Source organism: Bacillus sp. FJAT-22090, assembly GCF_007676755.1.
Taxonomy (GTDB): domain Bacteria; phylum Bacillota; class Bacilli; order Bacillales_A; family Planococcaceae; genus Psychrobacillus.
Window position 1 is genome coordinate 415,183 of the sequence record NZ_VEBK01000003.1, and the last position, 20,969, is coordinate 436,151.

Annotated in this window: 23 protein-coding genes and 1 rRNA gene; 9 read left to right on the forward strand and 15 right to left on the reverse strand. The window is 36.7% G+C overall.

Annotation, left to right across the window (positions count from 1 at the left end; genetic code table 11):
• Positions 1 to 30 precede the first annotated feature (30 nt).
• From putP to FS486_RS06950, 7 genes are all read left to right on the forward strand, one after another.
• Positions 31 to 1,518 carry a sodium/proline symporter PutP gene (gene putP, locus FS486_RS06920; RefSeq protein WP_144510573.1) on the forward strand — a complete coding sequence of 496 codons (1,488 nt, stop codon included), beginning with the start codon at positions 31 to 33 and terminating at the stop codon, positions 1,516 to 1,518.
• A 157-nt stretch (positions 1,519 to 1,675) separates the two neighbouring features.
• Positions 1,676 to 2,728, forward strand: coding sequence for a Delta(5) desaturase DesA (gene desA, locus FS486_RS06925; protein WP_144510574.1), 1,053 nt, complete (start codon positions 1,676 to 1,678; stop codon positions 2,726 to 2,728).
• Positions 2,729 to 2,801: 73 nt separating this feature from the next.
• On the forward strand, positions 2,802 to 3,938 hold the full coding sequence (locus FS486_RS06930) for a sensor histidine kinase (protein ID WP_144510575.1): 1,137 nt from the start codon (positions 2,802 to 2,804) through the stop codon (positions 3,936 to 3,938).
• Positions 3,935 to 4,534: a response regulator transcription factor gene (locus FS486_RS06935; RefSeq protein WP_144510576.1), complete on the forward strand. Its 600-nt coding sequence runs from the start codon at positions 3,935 to 3,937 to the stop codon at positions 4,532 to 4,534. The genes FS486_RS06930 and FS486_RS06935 overlap by 4 nt, the downstream gene beginning before the upstream one ends.
• Positions 4,535 to 4,655: 121 nt before the next feature.
• Positions 4,656 to 5,183: an RNA polymerase sigma factor gene (locus FS486_RS06940; RefSeq protein ID WP_144510577.1), complete on the forward strand. Its 528-nt coding sequence runs from the start codon at positions 4,656 to 4,658 to the stop codon at positions 5,181 to 5,183.
• A gap of 2 nt (positions 5,184 to 5,185) precedes the next feature.
• Positions 5,186 to 5,929, forward strand: coding sequence for a hypothetical protein (locus FS486_RS06945; RefSeq protein ID WP_186321384.1), 744 nt, complete (start codon positions 5,186 to 5,188; stop codon positions 5,927 to 5,929).
• A gap of 70 nt (positions 5,930 to 5,999) precedes the next feature.
• A complete protein-coding gene (locus FS486_RS06950) occupies positions 6,000 to 6,209 on the forward strand; it encodes a CsbD family protein (protein ID WP_144510579.1) in 210 nt (69 codons plus the stop codon).
• A gap of 32 nt (positions 6,210 to 6,241) precedes the next feature.
• Here FS486_RS06950 and FS486_RS06955 read toward each other — a convergent pair whose 3' ends face one another.
• The 8 genes from FS486_RS06955 to FS486_RS06990 form a co-directional block, all read right to left on the reverse strand.
• The gene (locus tag FS486_RS06955) at positions 6,242 to 7,039 is read right to left on the reverse strand and encodes a metallophosphoesterase (protein WP_144510580.1); all 798 of its coding nucleotides are present in this window, start codon (positions 7,037 to 7,039) and stop codon (positions 6,242 to 6,244) included.
• A 15-nt stretch (positions 7,040 to 7,054) separates the two neighbouring features.
• Positions 7,055 to 7,678: an NAD(P)-dependent oxidoreductase gene (locus FS486_RS06960; RefSeq protein WP_144510581.1), complete on the reverse strand. Its 624-nt coding sequence runs from the start codon at positions 7,676 to 7,678 to the stop codon at positions 7,055 to 7,057.
• A gap of 198 nt (positions 7,679 to 7,876) precedes the next feature.
• Positions 7,877 to 8,329, reverse strand: coding sequence for a helix-turn-helix domain-containing protein (locus FS486_RS06965; protein WP_144510582.1), 453 nt, complete (start codon positions 8,327 to 8,329; stop codon positions 7,877 to 7,879).
• Between the two features lie 230 nt (positions 8,330 to 8,559).
• A complete protein-coding gene (locus FS486_RS06970; protein ID WP_260858044.1) occupies positions 8,560 to 8,850 on the reverse strand; it encodes a hypothetical protein in 291 nt (96 codons plus the stop codon).
• A 124-nt stretch (positions 8,851 to 8,974) separates the two neighbouring features.
• Positions 8,975 to 9,679 (reverse strand): CBS domain-containing protein, encoded by a 705-nt coding sequence (locus FS486_RS06975; RefSeq protein WP_144510583.1) that lies wholly within the window; start codon positions 9,677 to 9,679, stop codon positions 8,975 to 8,977.
• Positions 9,680 to 9,704: 25 nt separating this feature from the next.
• Complete coding sequence (locus FS486_RS06980) at positions 9,705 to 10,487, reverse strand: ABC transporter permease (protein ID WP_144510584.1); 783 nt, start codon at positions 10,485 to 10,487, stop codon at positions 9,705 to 9,707.
• Positions 10,484 to 11,386 (reverse strand): ABC transporter ATP-binding protein, encoded by a 903-nt coding sequence (locus FS486_RS06985; protein WP_144510585.1) that lies wholly within the window; start codon positions 11,384 to 11,386, stop codon positions 10,484 to 10,486. The genes FS486_RS06980 and FS486_RS06985 overlap by 4 nt, the downstream gene beginning before the upstream one ends.
• Positions 11,383 to 11,580, reverse strand: a complete 198-nt coding sequence (locus FS486_RS06990) for a PLDc N-terminal domain-containing protein (RefSeq protein ID WP_144510586.1) — start codon at positions 11,578 to 11,580, stop codon at positions 11,383 to 11,385. The genes FS486_RS06985 and FS486_RS06990 overlap by 4 nt, the downstream gene beginning before the upstream one ends.
• A gap of 170 nt (positions 11,581 to 11,750) precedes the next feature.
• Between FS486_RS06990 and FS486_RS06995 the strand changes: the two genes are divergently transcribed.
• On the forward strand, positions 11,751 to 12,323 hold the full coding sequence (locus tag FS486_RS06995; RefSeq protein ID WP_144510587.1) for a GNAT family N-acetyltransferase: 573 nt from the start codon (positions 11,751 to 11,753) through the stop codon (positions 12,321 to 12,323).
• A 13-nt stretch (positions 12,324 to 12,336) separates the two neighbouring features.
• On the forward strand, positions 12,337 to 13,239 hold the full coding sequence (locus FS486_RS07000) for an EamA family transporter (protein WP_144510588.1): 903 nt from the start codon (positions 12,337 to 12,339) through the stop codon (positions 13,237 to 13,239).
• 204 nt (positions 13,240 to 13,443) lie between these two features.
• Here FS486_RS07000 and FS486_RS07005 read toward each other — a convergent pair whose 3' ends face one another.
• The 7 genes from FS486_RS07005 to rrf all read right to left on the reverse strand — a co-directional run bounded on the left by FS486_RS07005 (position 13,444) and on the right by rrf (position 20,843).
• Positions 13,444 to 13,962, reverse strand: a complete 519-nt coding sequence (locus tag FS486_RS07005; protein ID WP_144510589.1) for a hypothetical protein — start codon at positions 13,960 to 13,962, stop codon at positions 13,444 to 13,446.
• A gap of 72 nt (positions 13,963 to 14,034) precedes the next feature.
• Positions 14,035 to 15,321 (reverse strand): alpha/beta hydrolase family protein, encoded by a 1,287-nt coding sequence (locus FS486_RS07010; protein ID WP_144510590.1) that lies wholly within the window; start codon positions 15,319 to 15,321, stop codon positions 14,035 to 14,037.
• 366 nt (positions 15,322 to 15,687) lie between these two features.
• Positions 15,688 to 16,089 carry a hypothetical protein gene (locus FS486_RS07015; RefSeq protein ID WP_144510591.1) on the reverse strand — a complete coding sequence of 134 codons (402 nt, stop codon included), beginning with the start codon at positions 16,087 to 16,089 and terminating at the stop codon, positions 15,688 to 15,690.
• Positions 16,090 to 16,091: 2 nt separating this feature from the next.
• Entirely contained in the window at positions 16,092 to 18,062 is a 1,971-nt protein-coding gene (locus FS486_RS07020) for an MMPL family transporter (protein WP_144510592.1), read from the reverse strand.
• Positions 18,063 to 18,136: 74 nt separating this feature from the next.
• Entirely contained in the window at positions 18,137 to 19,504 is a 1,368-nt protein-coding gene (locus tag FS486_RS07025) for a sensor histidine kinase (RefSeq protein WP_144510593.1), read from the reverse strand.
• On the reverse strand, positions 19,501 to 20,178 hold the full coding sequence (locus FS486_RS07030) for a response regulator transcription factor (RefSeq protein ID WP_144510594.1): 678 nt from the start codon (positions 20,176 to 20,178) through the stop codon (positions 19,501 to 19,503). Before FS486_RS07030 ends, FS486_RS07025 begins: the two co-directional genes overlap by 4 nt.
• Before the next feature lie 549 nt (positions 20,179 to 20,727).
• Positions 20,728 to 20,843: ribosomal RNA gene (gene rrf / locus FS486_RS07035) — 5S ribosomal RNA — on the reverse strand.
• Between the last annotated feature and the right edge of the window lie 126 nt (positions 20,844 to 20,969).

Genomic DNA, 20,969 nt, shown 5'->3' on the forward strand with positions numbered 1-20,969 from the left:
TGGTATGATGACTGTGGGAGGAGGATGTATATGTCATCAGAAGCTTATCAAATTACAGCCATAGCTATTTACATGGTCGCAATGCTAGTTATCGGTTGGTATTCTTACCGAAAAACTGCAAATTTAACAGATTACATGCTTGGTGGTCGTTCATTAGGACCGGCGGTTACTGCATTAAGTGCAGGTGCAGCGGATATGTCTGGTTGGTTATTAATGGGGTTACCTGGCGCAATCTATCTTTCAGGAATGGGTGAAGTTTGGATTGCAATCGGATTAACGGTTGGTGCGTATTTAAACTGGTTATTCGTTGCACCAAGACTACGAGTATACACACAAGTATCAAATGATTCGATTACAATTCCTAGTTACTTGGAGAGCCGCCTGAAACAATCGTCACGTTTATTACGTATTGCATCTGGTCTAATTATTTTATTATTTTTCACGTTTTACGTATCTTCAGGGATGGTAGCAGGGGGAGTTTTCTTTGAAAGCTCATTTGGTCTTGACTATCATACAGGCCTTTTAGTTGTATCTGCTGTTGTAGTAGCGTATACACTATTTGGAGGATTTTTAGCAGTTAGTTATACTGACTTCCTACAAGGTCTTTTAATGTTTCTTGCATTAATCTGTGTACCTGTTTTTGGCGTGTTTTTAACAGGTGGTATTGGAGAAACAGTAGACTCTATTAAATCAGTAGATCCAACACATCTGAGTCTTTTTGCGGGAACTACTTTTGTAGGGGTTGTCTCTGCGGTTGCATGGGGTCTGGGATACTTTGGTCAACCTCATATTATCGTTCGCTTTATGGCAATCAGTTCAGTAAAAGAAACAAAACAAGCTCGTCGAATCGGTATTGGTTGGATGATTTTAAGTTTAGTCGGGGCAACAGCTACTGCCTTAGTTGGTGTAGCATATTTTGCACAAAATCCAGATGCTAATTTAACCGATCCAGAGGCTGTTTTCATCGCTCTTGGACAAATTGTTTTCCATCCATTTATAGCAGGTCTAGTGCTTGCAGCAGTTTTAGCAGCAGTAATGAGTACAATTTCTTCTCAATTGATCGTTACTTCTTCCGCACTGATCGAGGATTTATACAAAGCAATTATTAAAACAGATGCATCTGACAAAACATATGTAAATTATGGACGTCTTGCTGTATTCGTAGTTTCTATTATTGCAGCAATTCTTGCATGGGGAGATCATGATACCATCTTGAAGCTTGTATCATTTGCTTGGGCTGGGTTCGGAGCATCCTTTGGTCCAGTTATTTTACTTTCCCTATATTGGAGAAAAATCACATCATCTGGTGCATTAGCAGGTATGGTAGTTGGGGCTGTGACAGTAGTTATCTGGGGATCGGTAGATGCTCTTTCAAGTGCATTATACGAAATTGTTCCTGGTTTCGTTCTAGCTTTAATAGTTACTGTCGTAGTCAGCTTAATGACTTATAAACCAAACCCTGAGATTGACAAAGAGTTCGATGAAACATTGCGTTTGTTAAAACGTGATCGATCATAAATAGTTATTGCTGACCGACTACTTCGGTCAGCTTTTTTTGTTTGTCCTAAATGTCCTATATGACACTTGTCATACTTGTAACTTGACGTTTATGCCTATTCCTAATAATTCTGACCATTTATAGTAAGGTTAATAATTCTCTTTAGGAGGAATAATAGTGAGTAGAGAAAAAACGCTTGAATTACGTAAAAATGTAAAGCCATTTGAAAATTCCGAGTTGAAAAAAAGTATAATTCAACTGATTAATACGATTCCACCGTTTTTTATCCTTTGGTTCTTAGCCTATTTAAGTTTAGATGTTTCAGTTTGGCTAACAGTCGCCTTTTCTATAATAGCAGCTGGATTTGTAGTACGCATTTTCATTATTTTCCACGATTGTACACATGGTTCTTTCTTTAAAAATAAAAAAGCAAATAATATTACAGGTACTATCACTGGAATTATTACATTATTTGCTTATGAAAAATGGAAACGTGAACATAATATCCACCATGCGACAAGTGGAAATCTAGATAAACGTGGTGTCGGTGACATTTGGATGATGACCGTCGAGGAATATGTGGAAGCAACTTTTTGGAAACGCCTCTCCTATCGTTTATATAGAAATCCGATTGTTATGTTCGGTCTTGGACCAGCCTTATTATTCCTAGTAAGTAATCGAGTGAATCGCAAAGATGCACGACCAAAAGAGCGCAATAACACTTACTTGATCAATGTTTTAGTGGTTGTTATATATACTCTTATGATCTTTCTAATCGGATGGCAAGCATTTGCTATTATTCAAGGTACCATATTATTTGTAGCAGGTTCTTTAGGAATTTGGTTATTCTACGTTCAACATCAGTTCGAAGATTCCTATTTTGAAGACGAGTCAGAATGGGATTATGTAAAAGCAGCCGTCGACGGAAGTTCTTATTATAAGTTGCCAAAGGTTTTACAGTGGGTAACAGGCAATATCGGCTTTCACCATGTGCATCATTTAAGTCCAAGAGTTCCTAACTATAACTTGGAAAAAGCACATGAATCGACCCCACCTCTACAAAAAGCAACAACGATTAATCTTCGCACAAGCTTACAATCCATTCGCTTTCGTTTATTCGATGAAGAGAACAAAAACTTTGTAAGCTTTAAAGAAATTAAACACCTACTTAAACAACCAAATTCAAGAGTGAAGTTAAACTCTAAAAACGCAACACTAGAAGGAAAATAAAACCATGCAAAAACCATTCCAGTGTAAAATGGAATGGTTTTTGATTTATAATGAAGAAAAGTAGGTGGCGTCGTTGCAGAAATGGTATCAGATTTTCCCAAAGTATCCTTGGCTAAGTATTTATGCGTGGATAGTTTTTTGCATTTTTCCTTTCTTTTTCATTTTTAAGTCTAGTGCTCCACTCGAAATTGTCGTTGGATTAAGTTTAACTCTATTATTTTTTATCGCTTACCGATTAACTTTCACCTCCCATGGCTGGCTTTTATATGTGATTATGGTCATTGAAATTGCGATAAGTGTCACGATGACTTTTCTTTTTGGCTATATTTACTTTGCCATTTTTTTGTCTTTTTTTATAGGGAACATAAAGCAAAAGATTAGTTTCTTTGTCATTTATAGTATTCACTTAGCAGCTACGATTGCCGCTGTTATCATTGGTTTCTTTTCACAAACAGTGCTTTTTCTATCACATCTACCTTTTCTAATAATTTGCTTAATCGGCGTTATTTTATTGCCCTTCAACGCATATAACCGAAATAAACGGGAGCTACTAGAAGGACAACTAGAAGATGCACAAAAGCGTATTTCCCAATTCACTATTATTGAGGAAAGAGAAAGGATTGCACGTGATTTGCACGATACACTTGGCCAAAAACTTTCCCTTATCGGATTAAAAAGTGATTTAGCAGGCAGGCTTATCGAAAAGAATCCCGAAGCTGCAAAGGAAGAAATAAACGATATTAACCAAACGGCTCGCTCCGTTTTAAAAGAAGTACGGGAACTAGTAGCGAATATGCGAGGTAATAAACTTGAAGATGAGCTCTTTCGCGTGAAGCATATACTACATGCTGCTGATATTTCTTGTAAAATAAGCGGAACGTTAGAGCTCAGAAACACCCCACTACTTGTCGAAAATGTACTGAGTATGTGCTTAAAAGAAGCGGTAACAAACATTGTCAAACATAGTGGTGCTACCTCTTGTTCTATCTCGATTAAACAATCTACGAAAGAAACATTGCTTAAAGTTCATGATAATGGCATCGGATTAAATCTGGACCATGATTGGTCTAAAGGGCATGGGCTTCGTGGTATAAAAGAGCGACTAGACTTTGTGAATGGTAGTTTAGACATTCATTCTAAAACTGGTACAACACTTAATGTACGTGTTCCCATAGTTATTCAACAAACAGGTCAGGAGGAAAATACATGATTCGAATTGTCATTGCGGAAGATCAACGAATGGTACTTGGTGCTCTTGGTTCTCTTTTAGATTTGGAAGACGATATGGAAGTTGTCGGGAAAGCAAACAACGGGGAAGAAGCAATAAAGCAAATAAAGCAACTGCAGCCTGATATTTGCATTATGGATATCGAAATGCCTGTGAAAAGTGGGTTAGATGCAGCGGAGCAATTGAAAGAAGATAAGTGTAAAATCATTATTTTAACTACGTTTGCAAGATCCGGCTATTTCGAAAGAGCAAGAAAAGCTGGAGTCAGTGGGTATTTACTGAAGGATAGTCCTAGTGAGGAGCTTGCTAACTCTATTCGTATAATTATGGACGGTCGCCGTATTTATGCACCTGAACTAGTGGATATGGCATTCGAAGAAGATAATCCTTTAACAGAACGCGAAAGCCAAGTACTGGAGCTAATCGCTAACGGCAAAAATACTAAAGAAATTGCGGGTGAGCTGTACATTACTACGGGTACTGTTCGTAACTATATTTCTGTTATATTGGATAAATTGGATGTCGGTAATCGTATAGAAGCAATTGCCCGTTTTAAAGAGAAAGGTTGGTTTAAATAATCGTTCAAACTGCTTAAAGTAAACACTTTAAGCAGTTTTTTTATATCCACTAAACTTTTTCCTCCTTTGAAGGGTATATATAAGTAAAGGTATTAAACCGGGAAAGGAGTGAGCAAACCTCATGCATGAGGATATTATAAACGAAATAAAAAAAGGGAATAGGGATGCTTTTCGACATTTGTACGAAGAATATGCTGGATACGCAATTCGAACGGCAAAAGCGATTACTCGAAATGATGAGTTGGCCAAAGATGCGGTCCAGGAAGCTTTTATTCGCGTATACCGCCATATTTCTTCTTATGACTCCGCTCTTTCGTTTGGTGCTTGGTTCTACAGAATTTTAGTCAATGAATGCAATCGACTTTTAAATAAAGAGAAGAAAAACATATCGATCGACACTTCTCTACTGGAGAACAATGCTCAGCTAATGGAGCATTCAAAGGAAAGTGCCACTGATTTATATGCAGTCATACAAAATATGGCGGACTTATACCGAATACCCCTTCTGTTGAAATATATAAAAGGGTTTTCTGAAAAAGAAATAGCTGGAATTTTAAACTTGAATCATAACACGGTCAAATCACGGTTATTTAATGGGAGAAGTTTGTTAAAAGAGCATCTCAATATGATGGAAATGGAGGGAAAATGAGAATGGAGCCTATGGATGAACGAGTAAGAAAAGAAATTTTTGAGCACACCTTGGATAAGGATGATCAACTAAAGGAAGATATTTGGAACAAAATAGACCAAGAGCTTTTTCAGGAAAAAAGCAGGAAGGGAAAAAAGATGAAAAAGAAGTCTAAGTTTATACCAATTATGATTGCCGCAGCAGCCGCAATCCTCCTATTGTTTACTACCCAAACAGACACAGGATTGGCTTTTATAAAACAACTTAAAGACATATTCGTACCCGAGAAACAAATCACACAGAGTATTGAAGGAACAGATGAAAAAACAGATGTTAGTTTACAAGAAGGCAAAGATGCAAAATATATTATTTATATAGATGAAGAACGATACAAACTCATAAAAGGAGAAAGCTCTGATATTATTACGACGAAAGAGCCACTGGACGATAAATATCCTGAAGTTTCAATGGAAATTAAACAATTTAAAGATACCTCTCCAAAAGAAATGGTGGCGTCTTTGGAGACAAAGTTGGCGACTGAATATACAAAAGTAACCGAAACAGAGACAGTGACAGAACCAATCGAAGGATTTAAATTACATGGTATTAGTGGCTCTGAATGGGATAGTCCGGTAACAAACGTATATGTCGTTGATAACCGAAATGGTGGAAGTTTTGTGATCACCGAGAAATACTTCTTAGAAGCGGCAGAGGGTCATGGAGCAAGATTCTATGCAATGCTACTGCAATTTGAAATCGTTGAGTAAGTTACAAAGTTTCATAACATTAGCACTCGGGTATACACGTAATAGACCCATAGTTTGAGGAGGAATACACATGAGTGGATTAGCAGACAAATTAAAAGGTACGGTAAACAAAGCAAAAGGTACGGTAAACAAAGCAAAAGGGGAAGCAAAAGACCAAATCGGAAAAGCAACCCACGATGCTGAATTACAGGCTGAAGGGCAGTTAAATAAGTTAAAAGGCGAAGCTCAAGAGGAAGCCGGTAAATTCAAAGAAAACCTGGATAGAAAAGATAATAGTTAGTGATTTACCCCCTGTAAAAATGCAGGGGGTTTTTATGTAGCCTTTAACGTAACCACAATAATCTCTGGAGTGTTAAAGATTCTCACTGGTATAACACTGTTCCCAAGTCCTCTGCTAACTATCATTTTCGTATTTTCCTCTTCATATACACCGGCTGTATACTTTGGAAACAAGCCTTGACCTGGTGCCACCAAACCTCCTAAACCTGGAATCCGAAATTGACCTCCATGTGCATGTCCAGAAAATACGACATCTAAATCCCGATCGACATAATCCTGAAAGGTCTCAGGTCGATGAGAGAGCACTAAAGTAAAATCCTCTGTTTTCTTCAAACTATTTAATGCATCTGCAACCGTTACACCATTCAGTGGATCTTCTATCCCTATAATCCGCAGCTGTTCTCCATCTTTTTTTACTATCCTTTCTTCATTGGATAATACGACTACCCCTATATTAGTCAATGATGCTTTAATATGCTCGACGTCATTTGTAGCAATTTCATGATTTCCTGTCACATAGTAAATAGGCGCAAGTGATACAATCTGCCTCACTGCATCTAAACTATTTTCTAAGTCATACCGATTGCTATCAATAAGATCCCCCGTTATAAAAATTAGATCGGGTTTTGCTTTTTTTACTTTTTCTATAAGCTTCTCTTGTTTTTCTCCAAAAGTAGCATCATGTAAATCAGAAATTTGCACGATCTTTAAGCCATTAAAAGCAGCGGGAATGTCATTCGATTCCACTGTGATTTCAGTTGTTTTAACCCACTTGTTTCCAGTGTATAACACAATTGCTGCTACAATTATTAATACAAACCATTTTTTCATATATTGACTCCTAAATTATTCTGGACTCATAGTTCCAACTCTGTATCCTATTTGTTTATTCTCCATTAGTTCTTTAACTGCAAATAAAGCAGTATCACCTGTTGTTGTTTTTTTCGCTCCAATAGGTAGCATATCTCGCTCAATTATATATGCATTTGTGGCATCTCCGGTAGGCAAGTAGGTAGGACATATAATTGTCCAATCTAGTGTAGACTCACATAACATATTAAACACTTTATGGTGCTCTTTTGCAGCGACAGTGGATCTCCGTTTAGATTCAGATGACTTATAACGAAGAATACCAGGATCCACTCTACTTTCTAATATACCTGCTGTACCAATCGTAATGATACGAGTGATATTCTTTTTCTTCATTGTTAAAATGATATGTGAAATAGCTTCCGTTAAAACGGTAGTTTGATCTGTTCCAAGGGCACTGATAACTGCATCTACATTGTCCAGTGTATTCTCTATATCCGATGCTTTCCTTGCATCTCCTTCTAGGACGGTCAACCTTGCATGAGGTTGCAACTTGTCTGGATTTCTTACAAGCACTACCACATCTAGGTTACTTTCCAAAAGCAATGCCAGAATAGCGTTTCCTACCCGACCAGTAGCTCCAAATAAAGCAATTTTCATACCAATCTACTCCTCTCTCACTATTATAACGAACATAACAAAAATACTTGAACGCAAGATTTATGGCTTCCCCCGTAGAACGTGTCCACCTGCAACGAAAATCAGTAGTATTACTCACTTTTAAAAGGATTGAACAAGTCTCCATTATTCATAAACTTTCTTATCTTTTAAAAAAGGTAATTCTTAGCTTATTTCCATTTATTTTTCTTTATATTTTTTAGAAAAAGTTTCACTTCCTATTGCTCCGATAATTGAAGTAGTAAATGGAATTGCCATGTACAGTATGGATCCTCGAAAGAATGTAATATCGAAGTCCCAAAATTTATTTCCGATTGCTAGAAAGATTTTGGCGACTACTAAAAGTAAACCGATGATCAGAAGTATGTCGAAGAATAGTTTTAGTTTTGGATAAGCTAATTGCTTTCCGTCTTCAATGATTTTTTCCTTCAAATGATTATCTCCTTTCAATAATTCGTCGATTGTAATGTCAAAAACTTCACTTAGTTTAATAAGCGATTCAATTCCAGGATAACCTTCTCCACGTTCCCATTTTGAGATTGATTGTCTACTAATCCTAAGTAATTCACCAAGCTGTTGTTGCGACATTTCATGTTTTAGACGTTCTTCTTTAATTTTTTGGGGAAAATACATTTCTTCATCTCCTTACTCCAATATATGTGTATTACTACATAAACGTAAAGAACCGTATAGTAGCTACTATGTAAACTAATCGTTGCGTATTTAAAAACCATATTAAAAATACCACACCCCATTGGGATGTGGCGCCTTCAGAACTTATGCTTTCTTTTATAAAAGCACTCCTGTATTTGACTACAGGTAAACTTTACGATGTCGAATTTTGTTATTTCCCGGGAAATAACTTATTGGTAAGAACTCATTGAAATAATAAATGCTATTATGACACCATAGAAAATAATAATGAATGCAATACTAATAGCCATCCAAATAAGTGATGCACGAGCATAATTGCGACGCGGGTCTGGACTTCCAAAACTCCAAACAAATAACATGACAATATTGGCTATAGGTATGATCATTATAAGCATCGTAAGTAGCCATTCCCCTACCGACATCTCACCCGCTGTTTTGTTTACTACCTCATTAGCATTGTCTTGTAGCTGCTCTTTTTCTAAAGATTCTATCGGAAACACTCCTTTTCCCAAAATATATAACCATTTCTATCTTACTTAAAAGGTCATGAGAAAAGTCGTCTTTTTCGAAAGTTTTTATTTTATTCCGATATAACATGCTGTAATACCCATACTAGGGAAAGTTTCACTTTATCTTCATTAAACTCATTGGAGTAACTATTCCTATAAGTTTTTTATTTGGCTTCCCATCTTCTGTAATAAGAAGTGCTTCTAAACGACGGCCTCTCGTTACAGCTTCTTTAAAGATTTCCAATGCTTCATATACAGATGCTTGCTGGTTTATAAATTGATGATTCTCTCTACTATTTTCATGTGCAAGAATTTCACCCAATGTAGATCTTTTTCTTGAAAAATCTTTCGCTTCTACTGTACTGGCCATCCACATCGTAATTCCTACGGGTGTAATTAGTCCTTTAAACTCTGTTCCGTCATACACAGGAAACTGGTTGTACTTTTTGTCCTTTATTACTTTTAGTGCATAACTCAATGAATCTGTTTGTTGAAACATTGTAACGTTTGTTCGAAACATGCTTCCTACCGTAACCGGGATCTTGAGGGCTGTCTCTATTTCTTCTATATTCTTTACTACATCATCATGAGGCTCTGCAATCGCATATTCCAGCGATGTACGATTATGAATGATTGCGTTTCGAAGATCACCGTATTCACGCAAATCTGCTTCGTACCTTCTAACAGTGGCGTTCTTTTTCTTGGAAAAGTCTATTAATCGAAAAAACGCCATATGCTCTTGCGTCCCTATAATATCTTTTAATAATTGGTCGATTCTATTATAAGCAGTTACAAATCGATCGGAATTACGAGTAGGCATCTCTATCACCTCGTTAAGAATTTTTCTAAATTTTTGTCTTTGCAACGTTTCTTTTTGCAAAATAGACAGCGCCAATAACCAGGACAATTATTATGAATAAAGTGATGAGCATACTCCAGATATATGGTGTTCTATCCACGCCATCATTTAGTATAATTCCTGCATACATTGGCAGCTTCCAAGGGGATATTGTCCAATACGTTCCTATTATTGAATCAATAATCTGCACAAACAAGACTAGTACAAGTGAAATGACTGAGGCAGCTCCTGTTGATAATGCAGCACTAAAAAAGAGAATAATGCTAATCACAAATAATAACCAAACAATATACGTTCCTAAGAATCCCAAAAATGCTACAGTGTCGACTGCACCAAATAGGATATACGTATAGTATAGGCTTGCCAAAATTCCTATAATTACACTACCAATCACAATAATACTCATTATCGCTAATTTACTATTTACATAGCTAGAAAACGAAATCGGTCGAACATATAAAAGAGTTGCTGTTCCATTTTTTCGTTCTCTTGATATAATTCCAGCAAATCCAAGCGTTACTACCAACATTCCTATAAATTGATATTGACTGATAGTGGACATTAAAATTTGTTCAGGTGTAAGTTCTGGAAAAGAGAGAACTGCTCCTTCTGGCATATTCCCTACTGCTTCCAAGATTTGTGGTAAGTAATAATTCATCACGGGCTCCGTAATGCCAAACAATAAAAACACTAGTGGTATCCAAAGTATTTTGAAATTCCGAACATTTTCACGCCATTCTTTTTGAAATAAAACTGAAAAGTTACTCATCCTTTATTCACCACCTGTAAAAAGATTTCTTCCAAGCTGGCAGTTGCCCGTTCAACTTTCGATAAATTTAAATTACTGTTTGCTAGTAAGTGTAATACTTCATTCATCGTTGGTTTTACATCCTCCATATGAATAAATGCAATCGGACCTTCCTGTCTTGCTTGCCAAGGAGACATTTCTACAAACGATGTTGCCTCTTCACTAGAGGAAAAAAACATCTTATACATAGGATTGGCATATTTCTCCTTTACCTCGCGCATAGAGCCTTGTTCCACTAATTTTCCTTTTCGTAAAAATAATAACTGATCAGTCATTTCTTCTGCGTCGTTTAAAATATGAGTTGAATATAAAATGGTAGTCGTCTCTTGCAATTCTTTAAGCAAATTCATAATTTCTCTTCGCCCAATAGGATCTAAAGCCGACACGGGTTCATCTAAGAGAAGTAATGAAGGTTTATGAACGATTGCTTGTGCTAAACCCAAGCGTTGTTTCATCCCCCCTGAGAATGTACCCGTCTTATTCTTTTTAGCATTTCCAAGTCCTACAAATTCAAGAGTTTTTTCTGCTTCAACTCTTGCAATTTTCGGATCCACCCCACTTAACTTTGCTGTCATTTCTGTAAATTCTAATGCTGTCAACCAAGTATAAAATTGAGGATACTGTGGTAAGAATCCAATTACTTTTCGGATATCCTCTGTTATCTCTTCATCCAATATAATTGACCCCGACGTTTGTTTTAGAAGTCCTGCTAGCATAGAAAGCGTGGTCGTTTTTCCTGCGCCATTGGGCCCTATTAATGCGGTGGAAGTATTTTTATTCAACGAAAACGTAACATTTTCTACCGCTTTTTCTTTTCCATATTCTTTTGTTAGCCCTTGCATATGAAGTATTTTTTTCATTCATTTCGTCTCCCAACAATGAAGTAAATAATAGATCCAATAATACTCCCTAAAATAATGATAATTGCCCACAACCATTTAGGACCGTTCGTATTCTTTACTCTGATTAAGTCAATAATAGCAACAAGCATCAGAACAAATTGGATGACCGCGATTGGTAATATCAGCATCCATGGTATAGAATCAAAATCCATAATAATTCCTCCTTTATTTGTCTACCTCTATTCTACTATATATAGAACAAAAAGGTTTCAAAATGTTTAACAGAAAATATAAACTTTTTTCTCTTGCCAAACAGAACGATGTAGGAAATAGGAACCTACGCTTTTGTTATGTTATAATAAAAAGCTGGAAGGTGAACAAAATGGACATAAACATTAGAAATGCACGTGCAGAAGATGCACATGCAGCAGTCCCACTTATTATGGAAGCTATAGGCGATATCGCCATGCAAATAACTGGGGAAACAGAGGAAACAGAAGTCACGAAGGAATTCGTGAGATTATTTACACGTACAGATAACCGTCATTCTTATCTGTATACATATATCGCGGAAATCGAAGAAAAAGTTGCTGGCGTTCTTGTGTTCTATTCTGCAGAACAAGCAATTACACTTGATGCCAATTTGGAACAATATTTGTCTGATAAAAAAGGGACTAAGGTTAAAATAGATCCCGAAACATTACCTGGAGAATGGTATATAGACACAGTAGTGGTAGATCCCACTTATCGAGGAAAAGGAATCGGAACCGAGCTTTTAAATTATGCGGAACAATTAGTGAGAAGCTTTGGAGGTGGAAAACTTTCCTTAAATGTAGAAACAGAAAAGTATGCAGCTATCAGTTTATATAATCGACTAAGTTTTGATACTGTATGTCCTTGGACAATTATTGGAGAACCTTTTTATCATATGGTCAAAACCGTCGAAGCGAATTAAAGGAGAAATATATATGAAATCATGGATTTATCCCTTAATGGTTGTTTTTGCAGCCAGCTGTTATGGGACTTTATCTACAATGGTAAAACTCGCCATAGGAGACGGATATACCGCCTCCGAAGCAGTTTCAAGTCAATATATTGTAGGTTTTTTACTTGCATTTGTTTTATATCTAATTACACAACGAAAACTTCCACGTTTATATGGAGGCTTTAAAATTATTTTATTAGCTGGTGTGTTTACGGCTACTACAGGAATTGTTTACGGGATGGCCCTTATCTACTTGCCTGCTTCTCTTGCAGTTGTAATGCTATTCCAGTTTACATGGATAGGAACGCTAATTGATTGTATTTTGAGAAGAAGATTACCGACAAGACCAGAAGTCATCTCTCTCATTATTTTATTTGTCGGAACTATTTTAGCTGCTGGCGTTCTTGATGTCGATTTGAGTGGAATTGATTGGAGAGGTTGGGTTTACGGTTTTGCTGCTGCAGTTTCATTCTCTTTAAATATGAATGTAAACACGAAACAAGTAGAAGGGATGAATACAACAACCCGCCTATTATTTGTTTCCTTTATCGCAGCACTTATGATCGCCTTCTTCCAAAGCCCTGAAATCATCTGGAACGGAAAACTATTTACAGAACAGCTTTTCTTTTACGGACTGGCTCTTGGATTATTAGGTATCATCATCCCAATTTACTTCTTTGTCATTGCAGTACCTAAAGTGGGAGGCGCGGTATCTTCTATATTAAGTGCGATGGAGTTACCTGTAGCCGTAATTGTGTCGGTGCTCGTATTGAGCGAGGCCCTATCATGGCTCCAGGTTTTAGGAATAATCGTTATATTAGTTGGTATGTGTATACCGACGCTTGCTGGAATTCGAAGAGGTAAAAAACGACAAACTGCTTCATAATTTATTAGGAATACAAATAAAAGAGGTTGAGATAAAGCTACTGTTAAGCATTTAAAAAGGCTGATCTAAAAGGTAATCATAATTACCTTTTTAGTTCAGCCTTTTGCATTGTTCAACACTAAATTGGCGGATATACTTAAGAAATACTTAACATCAGACGTTTAAATAAGACAGACAAATTATTATATTAAACTTGCAAATAAATCATCCTTCAGTAACAAATTCAATATCTGTATAAGACGGTTGTTTTTCATCGATTGATATCCAATATTTAAGTTCACTTGTAAAATCATTCGTAATTTCTTCATAATATACTTGTAATTTAGCAGGACGACCAAAAACTTTTACTTCCTTAACCCTATTCATATCAGGAACTTGGTTGTTTGGTCTAATAATCGAAAATACTTTTGAATCTTCGCCACTAACTATTGTAGCACCTTCTCCACCTCCCACCCATTTCAATTCACCGCTATTGCTTTTTAGGATCGCTAGTTCCACACCTTCATTATATAGCAAGGAAACTGTGTAAATATAAGCATCTTTAATCTCATAATAAATTATAGATTTAGCATCTATCTGATTTTCCTTCAAGATTTTTTTTATCTGCTCTTCCAAATTAAGTTCTTTCGTTTCCATATCATTTTTCTTCTGAACTGCTTCATCGCTATTCGAACAACCAAATAAGCATAAAAAAATGGTTAAAAATATTAAAAACTTTTTCATTTTTACCCCTCCTATAACAAAAATGCCGAACTCCAACAAGTTCAGCATTTTCTATTCAACCATTATTTCATTTTACCTGTTTTTCACAAAATCAACTATTCCATCCACTAACCCATTTGCTAAGGGAAGATCGGGATTTGAATACGTAGCAATATTTCCTTCGCGATCGGCAGGTGCTTCTTTCAAAATATGATTCATCTTATCAACAATAAGTAATTCAGAGTCTTTTTTTGCTTGATGCAATAGCTCTGCATCTTTTACAGGGACTTGAATATCTACATTCCCATTCACTAGGAGTACGGGGCAATTTAACTTTTGCAGGTGTTGAGTAGGATCATACTTCAACCAGGAAATCATATAGGGTTGAACCGATGTGCGGAACACACTTTGTAATTCCGGGCTTACCGTTTTCACTTGCTCACCTTGTTTTAATTTTTCCAGAATAATGGTGGATTCTTCCATTAGGTTTGCTGGTAGCTGTGTTTGGAGTTGCTCAAGGAGAACCTGATCGATAGGTCTTCCTGCACCAGCTACGGATATGAATGCGTCCGCATCAGTTTTTTCGCTTGCCACCATTCCAATGAGGGAACCTTCACTATGGCCTATTATGCCAACCTTCGAAAAGCGTGTATCGTCCTTTGCAAATTTTACCCATGCAGCCGCGTCGTCAATGAATTGATCAAATCGCAAATCTTCTTCTTTGCTGGCCAGACTCGTATTATTGCCAACTCCTCGCTTGTCATAGCGGATTGTTGCCACACCATTACTCGCCAAATCCTCTGCGAGCATTTTCAAACTATTGTTTTTTCCGGGCAATGCAATCGAGTTCCCGTTTCTATCAGTGGGACCAGAACCAGCGATGATAACCATAAGAGGAAAAGGTCCTTCACCTGAGGGAATTTCTAGTTGACCAGACATCGTTCCACCGTGTACCTTCACTTCAACCATATTACCTTTATCTACTTCCTCTTCTTTACTTCCCTTTACCAATTCAAAAGGAAAAGACTGCCCTTGCTGGGTAAACGTTCCCGAAATTTTTTCTTGTTCCACTTTGCCAACAAACGATAGTTTTTGTCCTTGAATATTCATATTAAAAAATACGTCCGATGCGTTTAATTTCACATCTGAGAGCGGATAGTCGCTTAGTCCTTGTACTGGAATGCTAATCATCCCTTTTTCTGTTCCGAATTCAACGACAATTGGCAGTGGCTGATTAGGAATATTAATAGACCCTTCCCATACACCCTCTATTTTTTCTAACGAGTCCACTTCTGATGCCTCCTCTTTTTCTTTACTACATGCAGCAAGTAACAAAAAGACCATCGCTATTAAAGAAAAAATATTTAGCGATCTCCTCATACAATCCCCTCCACCTTTGTTATACCAATAATATAACAGAGGGTAATTGGTGTGTAAAGAATGATGAAAGATTCATATTAAACCTCGACAAGAAACTTCTCACGTTTGTTTTGATTTTCTCAAAAGTCATCGTCATTGAAAAGGCTATTAGTATCCCAAAGAACATGAAATTAAATGTAAACCATTGGTAGGCGAATCTTTTAACACTATAAAAATAATAATTGAATATAATTACCATTATACAAAAAGTCACTTTCACTATTTGATTGCTCTTAAAAATCCAAAAAACTAATTGAAAAGCAATAACAATATAGTATATCTTAGTTGGAAGGCTATTAATTTAAAAACAAAAAGAAGACGCGCAGATTAAACTGTGCTTCTTCCTTTTTCTACTCCAAAAGTTACTAAAACAAATATAGCAAAACTGATCAATAATATTGTACCACCTACAATATACATGATTAAAGCAACCGTCTCATTTATTTGGAATGGGTGGATGAATTGTAAGTACATACCTAACGTCAGCCCTACCGCTCCAATAATAGCTGCCCAACCATGAATTGCCACAAGCTTAGGCGATTTAATCTTATATACCTTATAAAACAGTCCATAAACAAATAACGACAACCATCCGACCAGTAAAATATGAGCATGAATTGGGCGAAGCGCGTAAGATCCTGCCCCTGCCATATGAGAACCAAGATAAGCCCCCAACAATCCAAATAATGCTCCTGCACGTATTAGTCGTAAACTCCATCTTTCTTGCATCTTCATTTCCCCCTATTTTTAGTTGTAATTGTTAATAACGCTGGTAATAATAATGGTCGAACGATAAACGTATCCAACAGAACACCAACTGCGACGGCAAAACCAAATAATTTAAGTTCCATGACTGGCTGCGATATTAAAACAGCAAATGTTGCTGCTAGTATTAATCCTGCCGAAGAAATAACACTGCCGGTTTTTTCAACTGCTTTCGCAATTGCTTCATGTTCGTCACTCTGTTTTCGTTCTTCTTTTAACCTACTCATTAACATGATCGAGTAGTCCACACCTAGTGCCACTAAAAATACAAATGTGTATAGGGGGATTCGATAGCTAAACGATGTATATCCTAAGAAAACATCGAACATCCATGTAGAGAAGCCTAAAGCCGCTCCAAATGAAAGTAAAATGGATACCATCATCAATAACGATGCCCGAATCGATCTAGTTTGCAAAGTAAGCATTAATCCGATCAGTACTGTCATTAACCCCATTACGAGTAATGTGTCTCTATTGTTAGTATCCCGAATATCCACTTGTTTCACTGTCTCTCCACTTACTAAAACTTGTTGGTTTACTAGTTCATCTCTTATTGCTTCTACTTCATTCAAAGCTTCCTTACTATAAGGATTCGCTTTAAATATGATAGAAAACTGTGTGTACTGATCACTTTTTGAAGTCGAAGGCCGAACTTGACTTACAAGTGGTCTATCTTCCAACTTTTCTTGAATATCTGCAACCACTTTTTCGTCTTTTGATTTTACTACAATCGTTGTTGGTGCTATTTCACCTTCTGAAAATGCCTCCCCTAGCTTTGTAAAACCCTCCCTTGAAGATAACTCTTTTGGGAAAGACGCTAGTAGATCATATGAATAGATGATTGTTGTTGCATGCCATGTACCAATCCCTAATAGTAACAAAATCGGTATAGCAACTTTCCATGGCTTTTTCGTACTGACATTTCCTGCTTTTGCCCAAAGCTTCGTTGTATTTTCTTTCATTTTTGGTATTTTTACTAAAGCAAACAAAGCTGGCAATAACGTTAGTCCCGCGATTAGCATGATCACTACTGCAATTGCAAATACGGGAGCAAAATTACGATATGGCTCGTATACGGCAAACGCAAGTGTTGCTACTCCCGCTAAAATGGTACCACCACTAAAGAGGATAGTTTCTCTAGTTTTAACAAGTGCTATTTTCATATCCAGTTCTTCTTTATACCTTGAATACAGTAATAGCGAATAATCGGTAATCACAGCAAATAACAAAATCATCATAATTGATAATGCCTGGTTTTCAATTGTAATAGATGTGAACTTACCGGTAAGACCAATCATTCTATCTACTACCCCGTACACAATTCCTGCTCCAACAAGTGGAATGATTGCAAGAATGAATGAACGATAAATCACGATTAGTAGGATAAAAATAATCCCTACTGTTGCCAGAAGTAAAACTACATCAGCCTGTGAAAATAGCTCAATTGTATCGCTAGCTATACCAGCTGGTCCCGTATAATAAATAGTAAAATCTTTCGGGATAATGTGAGATACATTCTTTTTAATGTCTTTCACCTTTGCATGAATCTCTTTACTTTCTAATTGCCCTTCTAACATCAGTGGAATAAAAAATGTTTTTTTATCCTTTGAAACAAATGATGCACGATGTTCCATAGGTATTTTTGAAAACCTCGGTATACCCGGATAATTCTTCTCCATTAATGTAAGAATGCTTTGTATTTCCTCATCTGTGGCTGCCTTATTTTTTTCAAAAACTATTAGGAGAGGTATCCCCTCACTGCTAGTGAAGTTTTCTTTTATTACTTTATCAGCTTGAATGGATAAAGCTGTTTCTGGAAGCCCAGCATTTTTGGATGTGCTTGCGACCTCTTTACTGGATGGTGCAAGAAAAGAAAGTAATCCTACTATAACTAACCAACTTACTAAAGTTATAAGCCAAGTACGCTTATTCTTCATTTCGTTACCCCCTTTTAAATTTCTTTACAGGGGTAACTATACATTCCGAAAGTGAACGGAAGATGAACGGGGGATTACATCTTCTTTAGTTGAACGTATACCTTAGTTCCATGAGGTTCTACATTTTCAAATGAAAGCATGCCACTATGCGAATGTATAACTTCCTTTACAATTGCCAAACCTAGCCCACTGCCCTCAATTTGAGTGGATCTTGCTTCATCCTCTCGATAAAATCGCTCTGTCCATTGCCCATAATCCGTATCCTTGTTTCCAATACCAGTGTCTTGTATCATAACTTGTACATATTCCGTGGTTTCTGTCACTTTTAATTGTATTTCTCCTGGAGAGTAATTGTATTTAATCGCATTAGAAATGAGGTTTTCCCAAACGTACTCTAACATCTCTCTATCTCCCATTACCTCCACTTTTTTTAATTGCAATTGGATGGAGATATCCTTTTCATCTAATAGCCATCTAAATTTCAACACAACTTGTTTTAACTGGTCGTCCAGTTGAAACACTTCTTTTTTCGTACGATTATTTGCTTGATCAAATGAAGTTAGTAATAATAATTGCTTCATTACACTCGACAAACGCTTTGCTTCTTTTTGAATTATTTCTGCGTAATTTGAATTTAGTTCCCCATTCTCAAGTAATGTAGCATATCCCTGTATATTTAATAGAGGTGTTTGAAAATCATGTGACACTCTGGCGATAAATTCCTTTTTATAACGGTCACTGGCTTCCAATTGCTTCACCATATTCCGGAAGCTATCCGCCAGTTGGCCAATTTCATCTCGTTGATTGACTAGTATAGGTACTTGAAAATCTTCGTTTGCAATTTTATTCGTTGCAATCGTCAGCTTTGTTAGCGGATCAATCATCCTTTTCGCAACGATCAACATAGCAATAACACTGATGATTATCATTGCACCCGCAAGACCGCCTAAAAGCAGATGAATTTCATTAAATAGAAATTTAATATTAGGTCTTTGAAAAAGGGCATATCTCTCATGATTAAAAGTAAATGGTACTCCTACTGTATTCGTTAATTCATTTGAAAAATAACCAGTTATAAACGTCTCTTTAGGGAACTCTCGCATCCCATGGTATTCCCCACCTTGTAAAACCCTTTTCACAATTGAATTATTTATTTCACGAATCCTGAAATCCCCACCATAAAACTTCTCTTTGCCATCTTCATTTACGATATAGATTTGGTACCCGGTATCTCCAATTGTCTCTAGAAGTGGCGTTAAGCTATCTAGGTTAGATGATTCAATAAGCTCCACTATAGAGTTGGCTACATCTATATTTTTATCATCATTTTTCTCTTTCAAGTTTTGATGATAAAACGTATTTACAATCATAAAACCGATTGTCCCACTGGCAAACATTATAAGTAGTGTCATCCAGACAAATTTACTATATAAGGTTTTCATACATGCATTCCCTCTAATTTATAACCCATTCCACGAACTGTCTTAATCTGTACATTTGTTTGAGTTTTTGCTATACGCTCCCTTATTCGTTTTATATGTACACTTAATGTTTGTTCATCCCCTTCAAAATCAATTCCCCACACAGCCTCAATTAATTGGTCACGAGTAAAGACTTGGTTTGGTTTCGATGCAAGCTTAGAAAGCAATTCAAATTCCTTTAAAGGCAGCACTATTAGCTCTTCCCCAATTTGCACCTCAAAGCTTTTTCTATTAATCAACATATTACCTACTTGTATATTGGCATCACTTGTTTTGTCGTATCTTCTGAGAATTGCACGGATACGAAACAATAACTCTTTCGGTTCAAAGGGTTTTACTAAATAATCATCTGATCCTGCTAAATAGCCCTTTTCTTTATCTTCTAGGCGTCCTTTTGCTGTTAGTAATAGAATCGGGAAATCATACTGTTCGCGAATAATCTTTGTTAGCATTAAACCATCCATTTCTGGCATCATTACGTCCACTATTGCAAGATCAGGTATTTCTTTTTCGATCAATGCCAATCCTTCTTTCCCATTCTTAGCCTTTACGACACGATACCCCGTGTTCGATAAAAAAATAGATATCAACTCTAACGTATGCACATCATCATCTACCGCTAAAATTACAACCACACTCAAGCCCCCTTCTTATCTCATATTGTGTCTGCTTCTTTCTAATTCTGCAAGTGGTTTATATTATGGTGAATCCCTGTAGGGTAACTATTTGCTTTTGTACAATTACTATTATGTGTTGTTGCTTATCTTATTTCCACTTGCTGCATGTTAAAGTTGAGGAATTATAAGAAATTATGCGGCAATTAAAAGGAGCGTTATCAATAGTAGAGTAACGCTTACTACTTGTGTATACGTCGACAAAAAACAGACTTTAGTTGTTAATAAACAGCTACGAATTTTTCTAAGCGGGCAACTGCTTATTGGGTACATTTGTCTAAGTAAAGAAGAGATGATTTGGAGATAAATGGCTCAACGCAACTAATTGTGCTGGGAGAGCAACCAGTTTGATCACGAGAACAACCAATTCCCCTCCGAAAGCAACCAAATGGGGTTGGTCTGCGATTGGTCCTTTTTTAATCTACCGAGATCTGTTTTTCCCATAACTAAACTATTCTACAAATACAAAAAAGTCGCTACCGATTACTCGGTAACGACTTCTTCTTGTGTGCCCAGCGACGTCCTACTCTCACAGGGGGAGACCCCCAACTACCATCGGCGCTGAAGAGCTTAACTTCCGTGTTCGGTATGGGAACGGGTGTGACCTCTTCGCCATCATCACTAGACTTATTAAACAGAGTGCTTGTTCACTCAAAACTGGATAAACGACATATTCACAATACATACATTTTGGTTAAGTCCTCGATCGATTAGTATTCGTCAGCTGCACGTGTCGCCACGCTTCCACCCCG

Excerpts from the sequence above, each read along its gene's own strand:
- FS486_RS06950 (WP_144510579.1), top strand. The coding sequence starts at position 6,000 with ATGAGTGGATTAGCAGACAAATTAAAAGGTACGGTAAACAAAGCAAAA.
- FS486_RS06940 (WP_144510577.1), top strand. The coding sequence starts at position 4,656 with ATGCATGAGGATATTATAAACGAAATAAAAAAAGGGAATAGGGATGCT.
- FS486_RS07020 (WP_144510592.1), bottom strand. The coding sequence starts at position 18,062 with ATGAAGAATAAGCGTACTTGGCTTATAACTTTAGTAAGTTGGTTAGTT.
- FS486_RS06945 (WP_186321384.1), top strand. The coding sequence starts at position 5,186 with ATGGAGCCTATGGATGAACGAGTAAGAAAAGAAATTTTTGAGCACACC.
- FS486_RS06975 (WP_144510583.1), bottom strand. The coding sequence starts at position 9,679 with ATGCCTACTCGTAATTCCGATCGATTTGTAACTGCTTATAATAGAATC.
- putP (WP_144510573.1), top strand. The coding sequence starts at position 31 with ATGTCATCAGAAGCTTATCAAATTACAGCCATAGCTATTTACATGGTC.
- FS486_RS06955 (WP_144510580.1), bottom strand. The coding sequence starts at position 7,039 with ATGAAAAAATGGTTTGTATTAATAATTGTAGCAGCAATTGTGTTATAC.
- FS486_RS06995 (WP_144510587.1), top strand. The coding sequence starts at position 11,751 with ATGGACATAAACATTAGAAATGCACGTGCAGAAGATGCACATGCAGCA.
- FS486_RS06935 (WP_144510576.1), top strand. The coding sequence starts at position 3,935 with ATGATTCGAATTGTCATTGCGGAAGATCAACGAATGGTACTTGGTGCT.
- FS486_RS06990 (WP_144510586.1), bottom strand. The coding sequence starts at position 11,580 with ATGGATTTTGATTCTATACCATGGATGCTGATATTACCAATCGCGGTC.
- FS486_RS06960 (WP_144510581.1), bottom strand. The coding sequence starts at position 7,678 with ATGAAAATTGCTTTATTTGGAGCTACTGGTCGGGTAGGAAACGCTATT.
- FS486_RS06985 (WP_144510585.1), bottom strand. The coding sequence starts at position 11,386 with ATGAAAAAAATACTTCATATGCAAGGGCTAACAAAAGAATATGGAAAA.
- FS486_RS07015 (WP_144510591.1), bottom strand. The coding sequence starts at position 16,089 with ATGCAAGAAAGATGGAGTTTACGACTAATACGTGCAGGAGCATTATTT.
- FS486_RS07010 (WP_144510590.1), bottom strand. The coding sequence starts at position 15,321 with ATGAGGAGATCGCTAAATATTTTTTCTTTAATAGCGATGGTCTTTTTG.
- FS486_RS07005 (WP_144510589.1), bottom strand. The coding sequence starts at position 13,962 with ATGAAAAAGTTTTTAATATTTTTAACCATTTTTTTATGCTTATTTGGT.
- FS486_RS07000 (WP_144510588.1), top strand. The coding sequence starts at position 12,337 with ATGAAATCATGGATTTATCCCTTAATGGTTGTTTTTGCAGCCAGCTGT.
- FS486_RS07025 (WP_144510593.1), bottom strand. The coding sequence starts at position 19,504 with ATGAAAACCTTATATAGTAAATTTGTCTGGATGACACTACTTATAATG.
- FS486_RS06965 (WP_144510582.1), bottom strand. The coding sequence starts at position 8,329 with ATGTATTTTCCCCAAAAAATTAAAGAAGAACGTCTAAAACATGAAATG.
- FS486_RS06980 (WP_144510584.1), bottom strand. The coding sequence starts at position 10,487 with ATGAGTAACTTTTCAGTTTTATTTCAAAAAGAATGGCGTGAAAATGTT.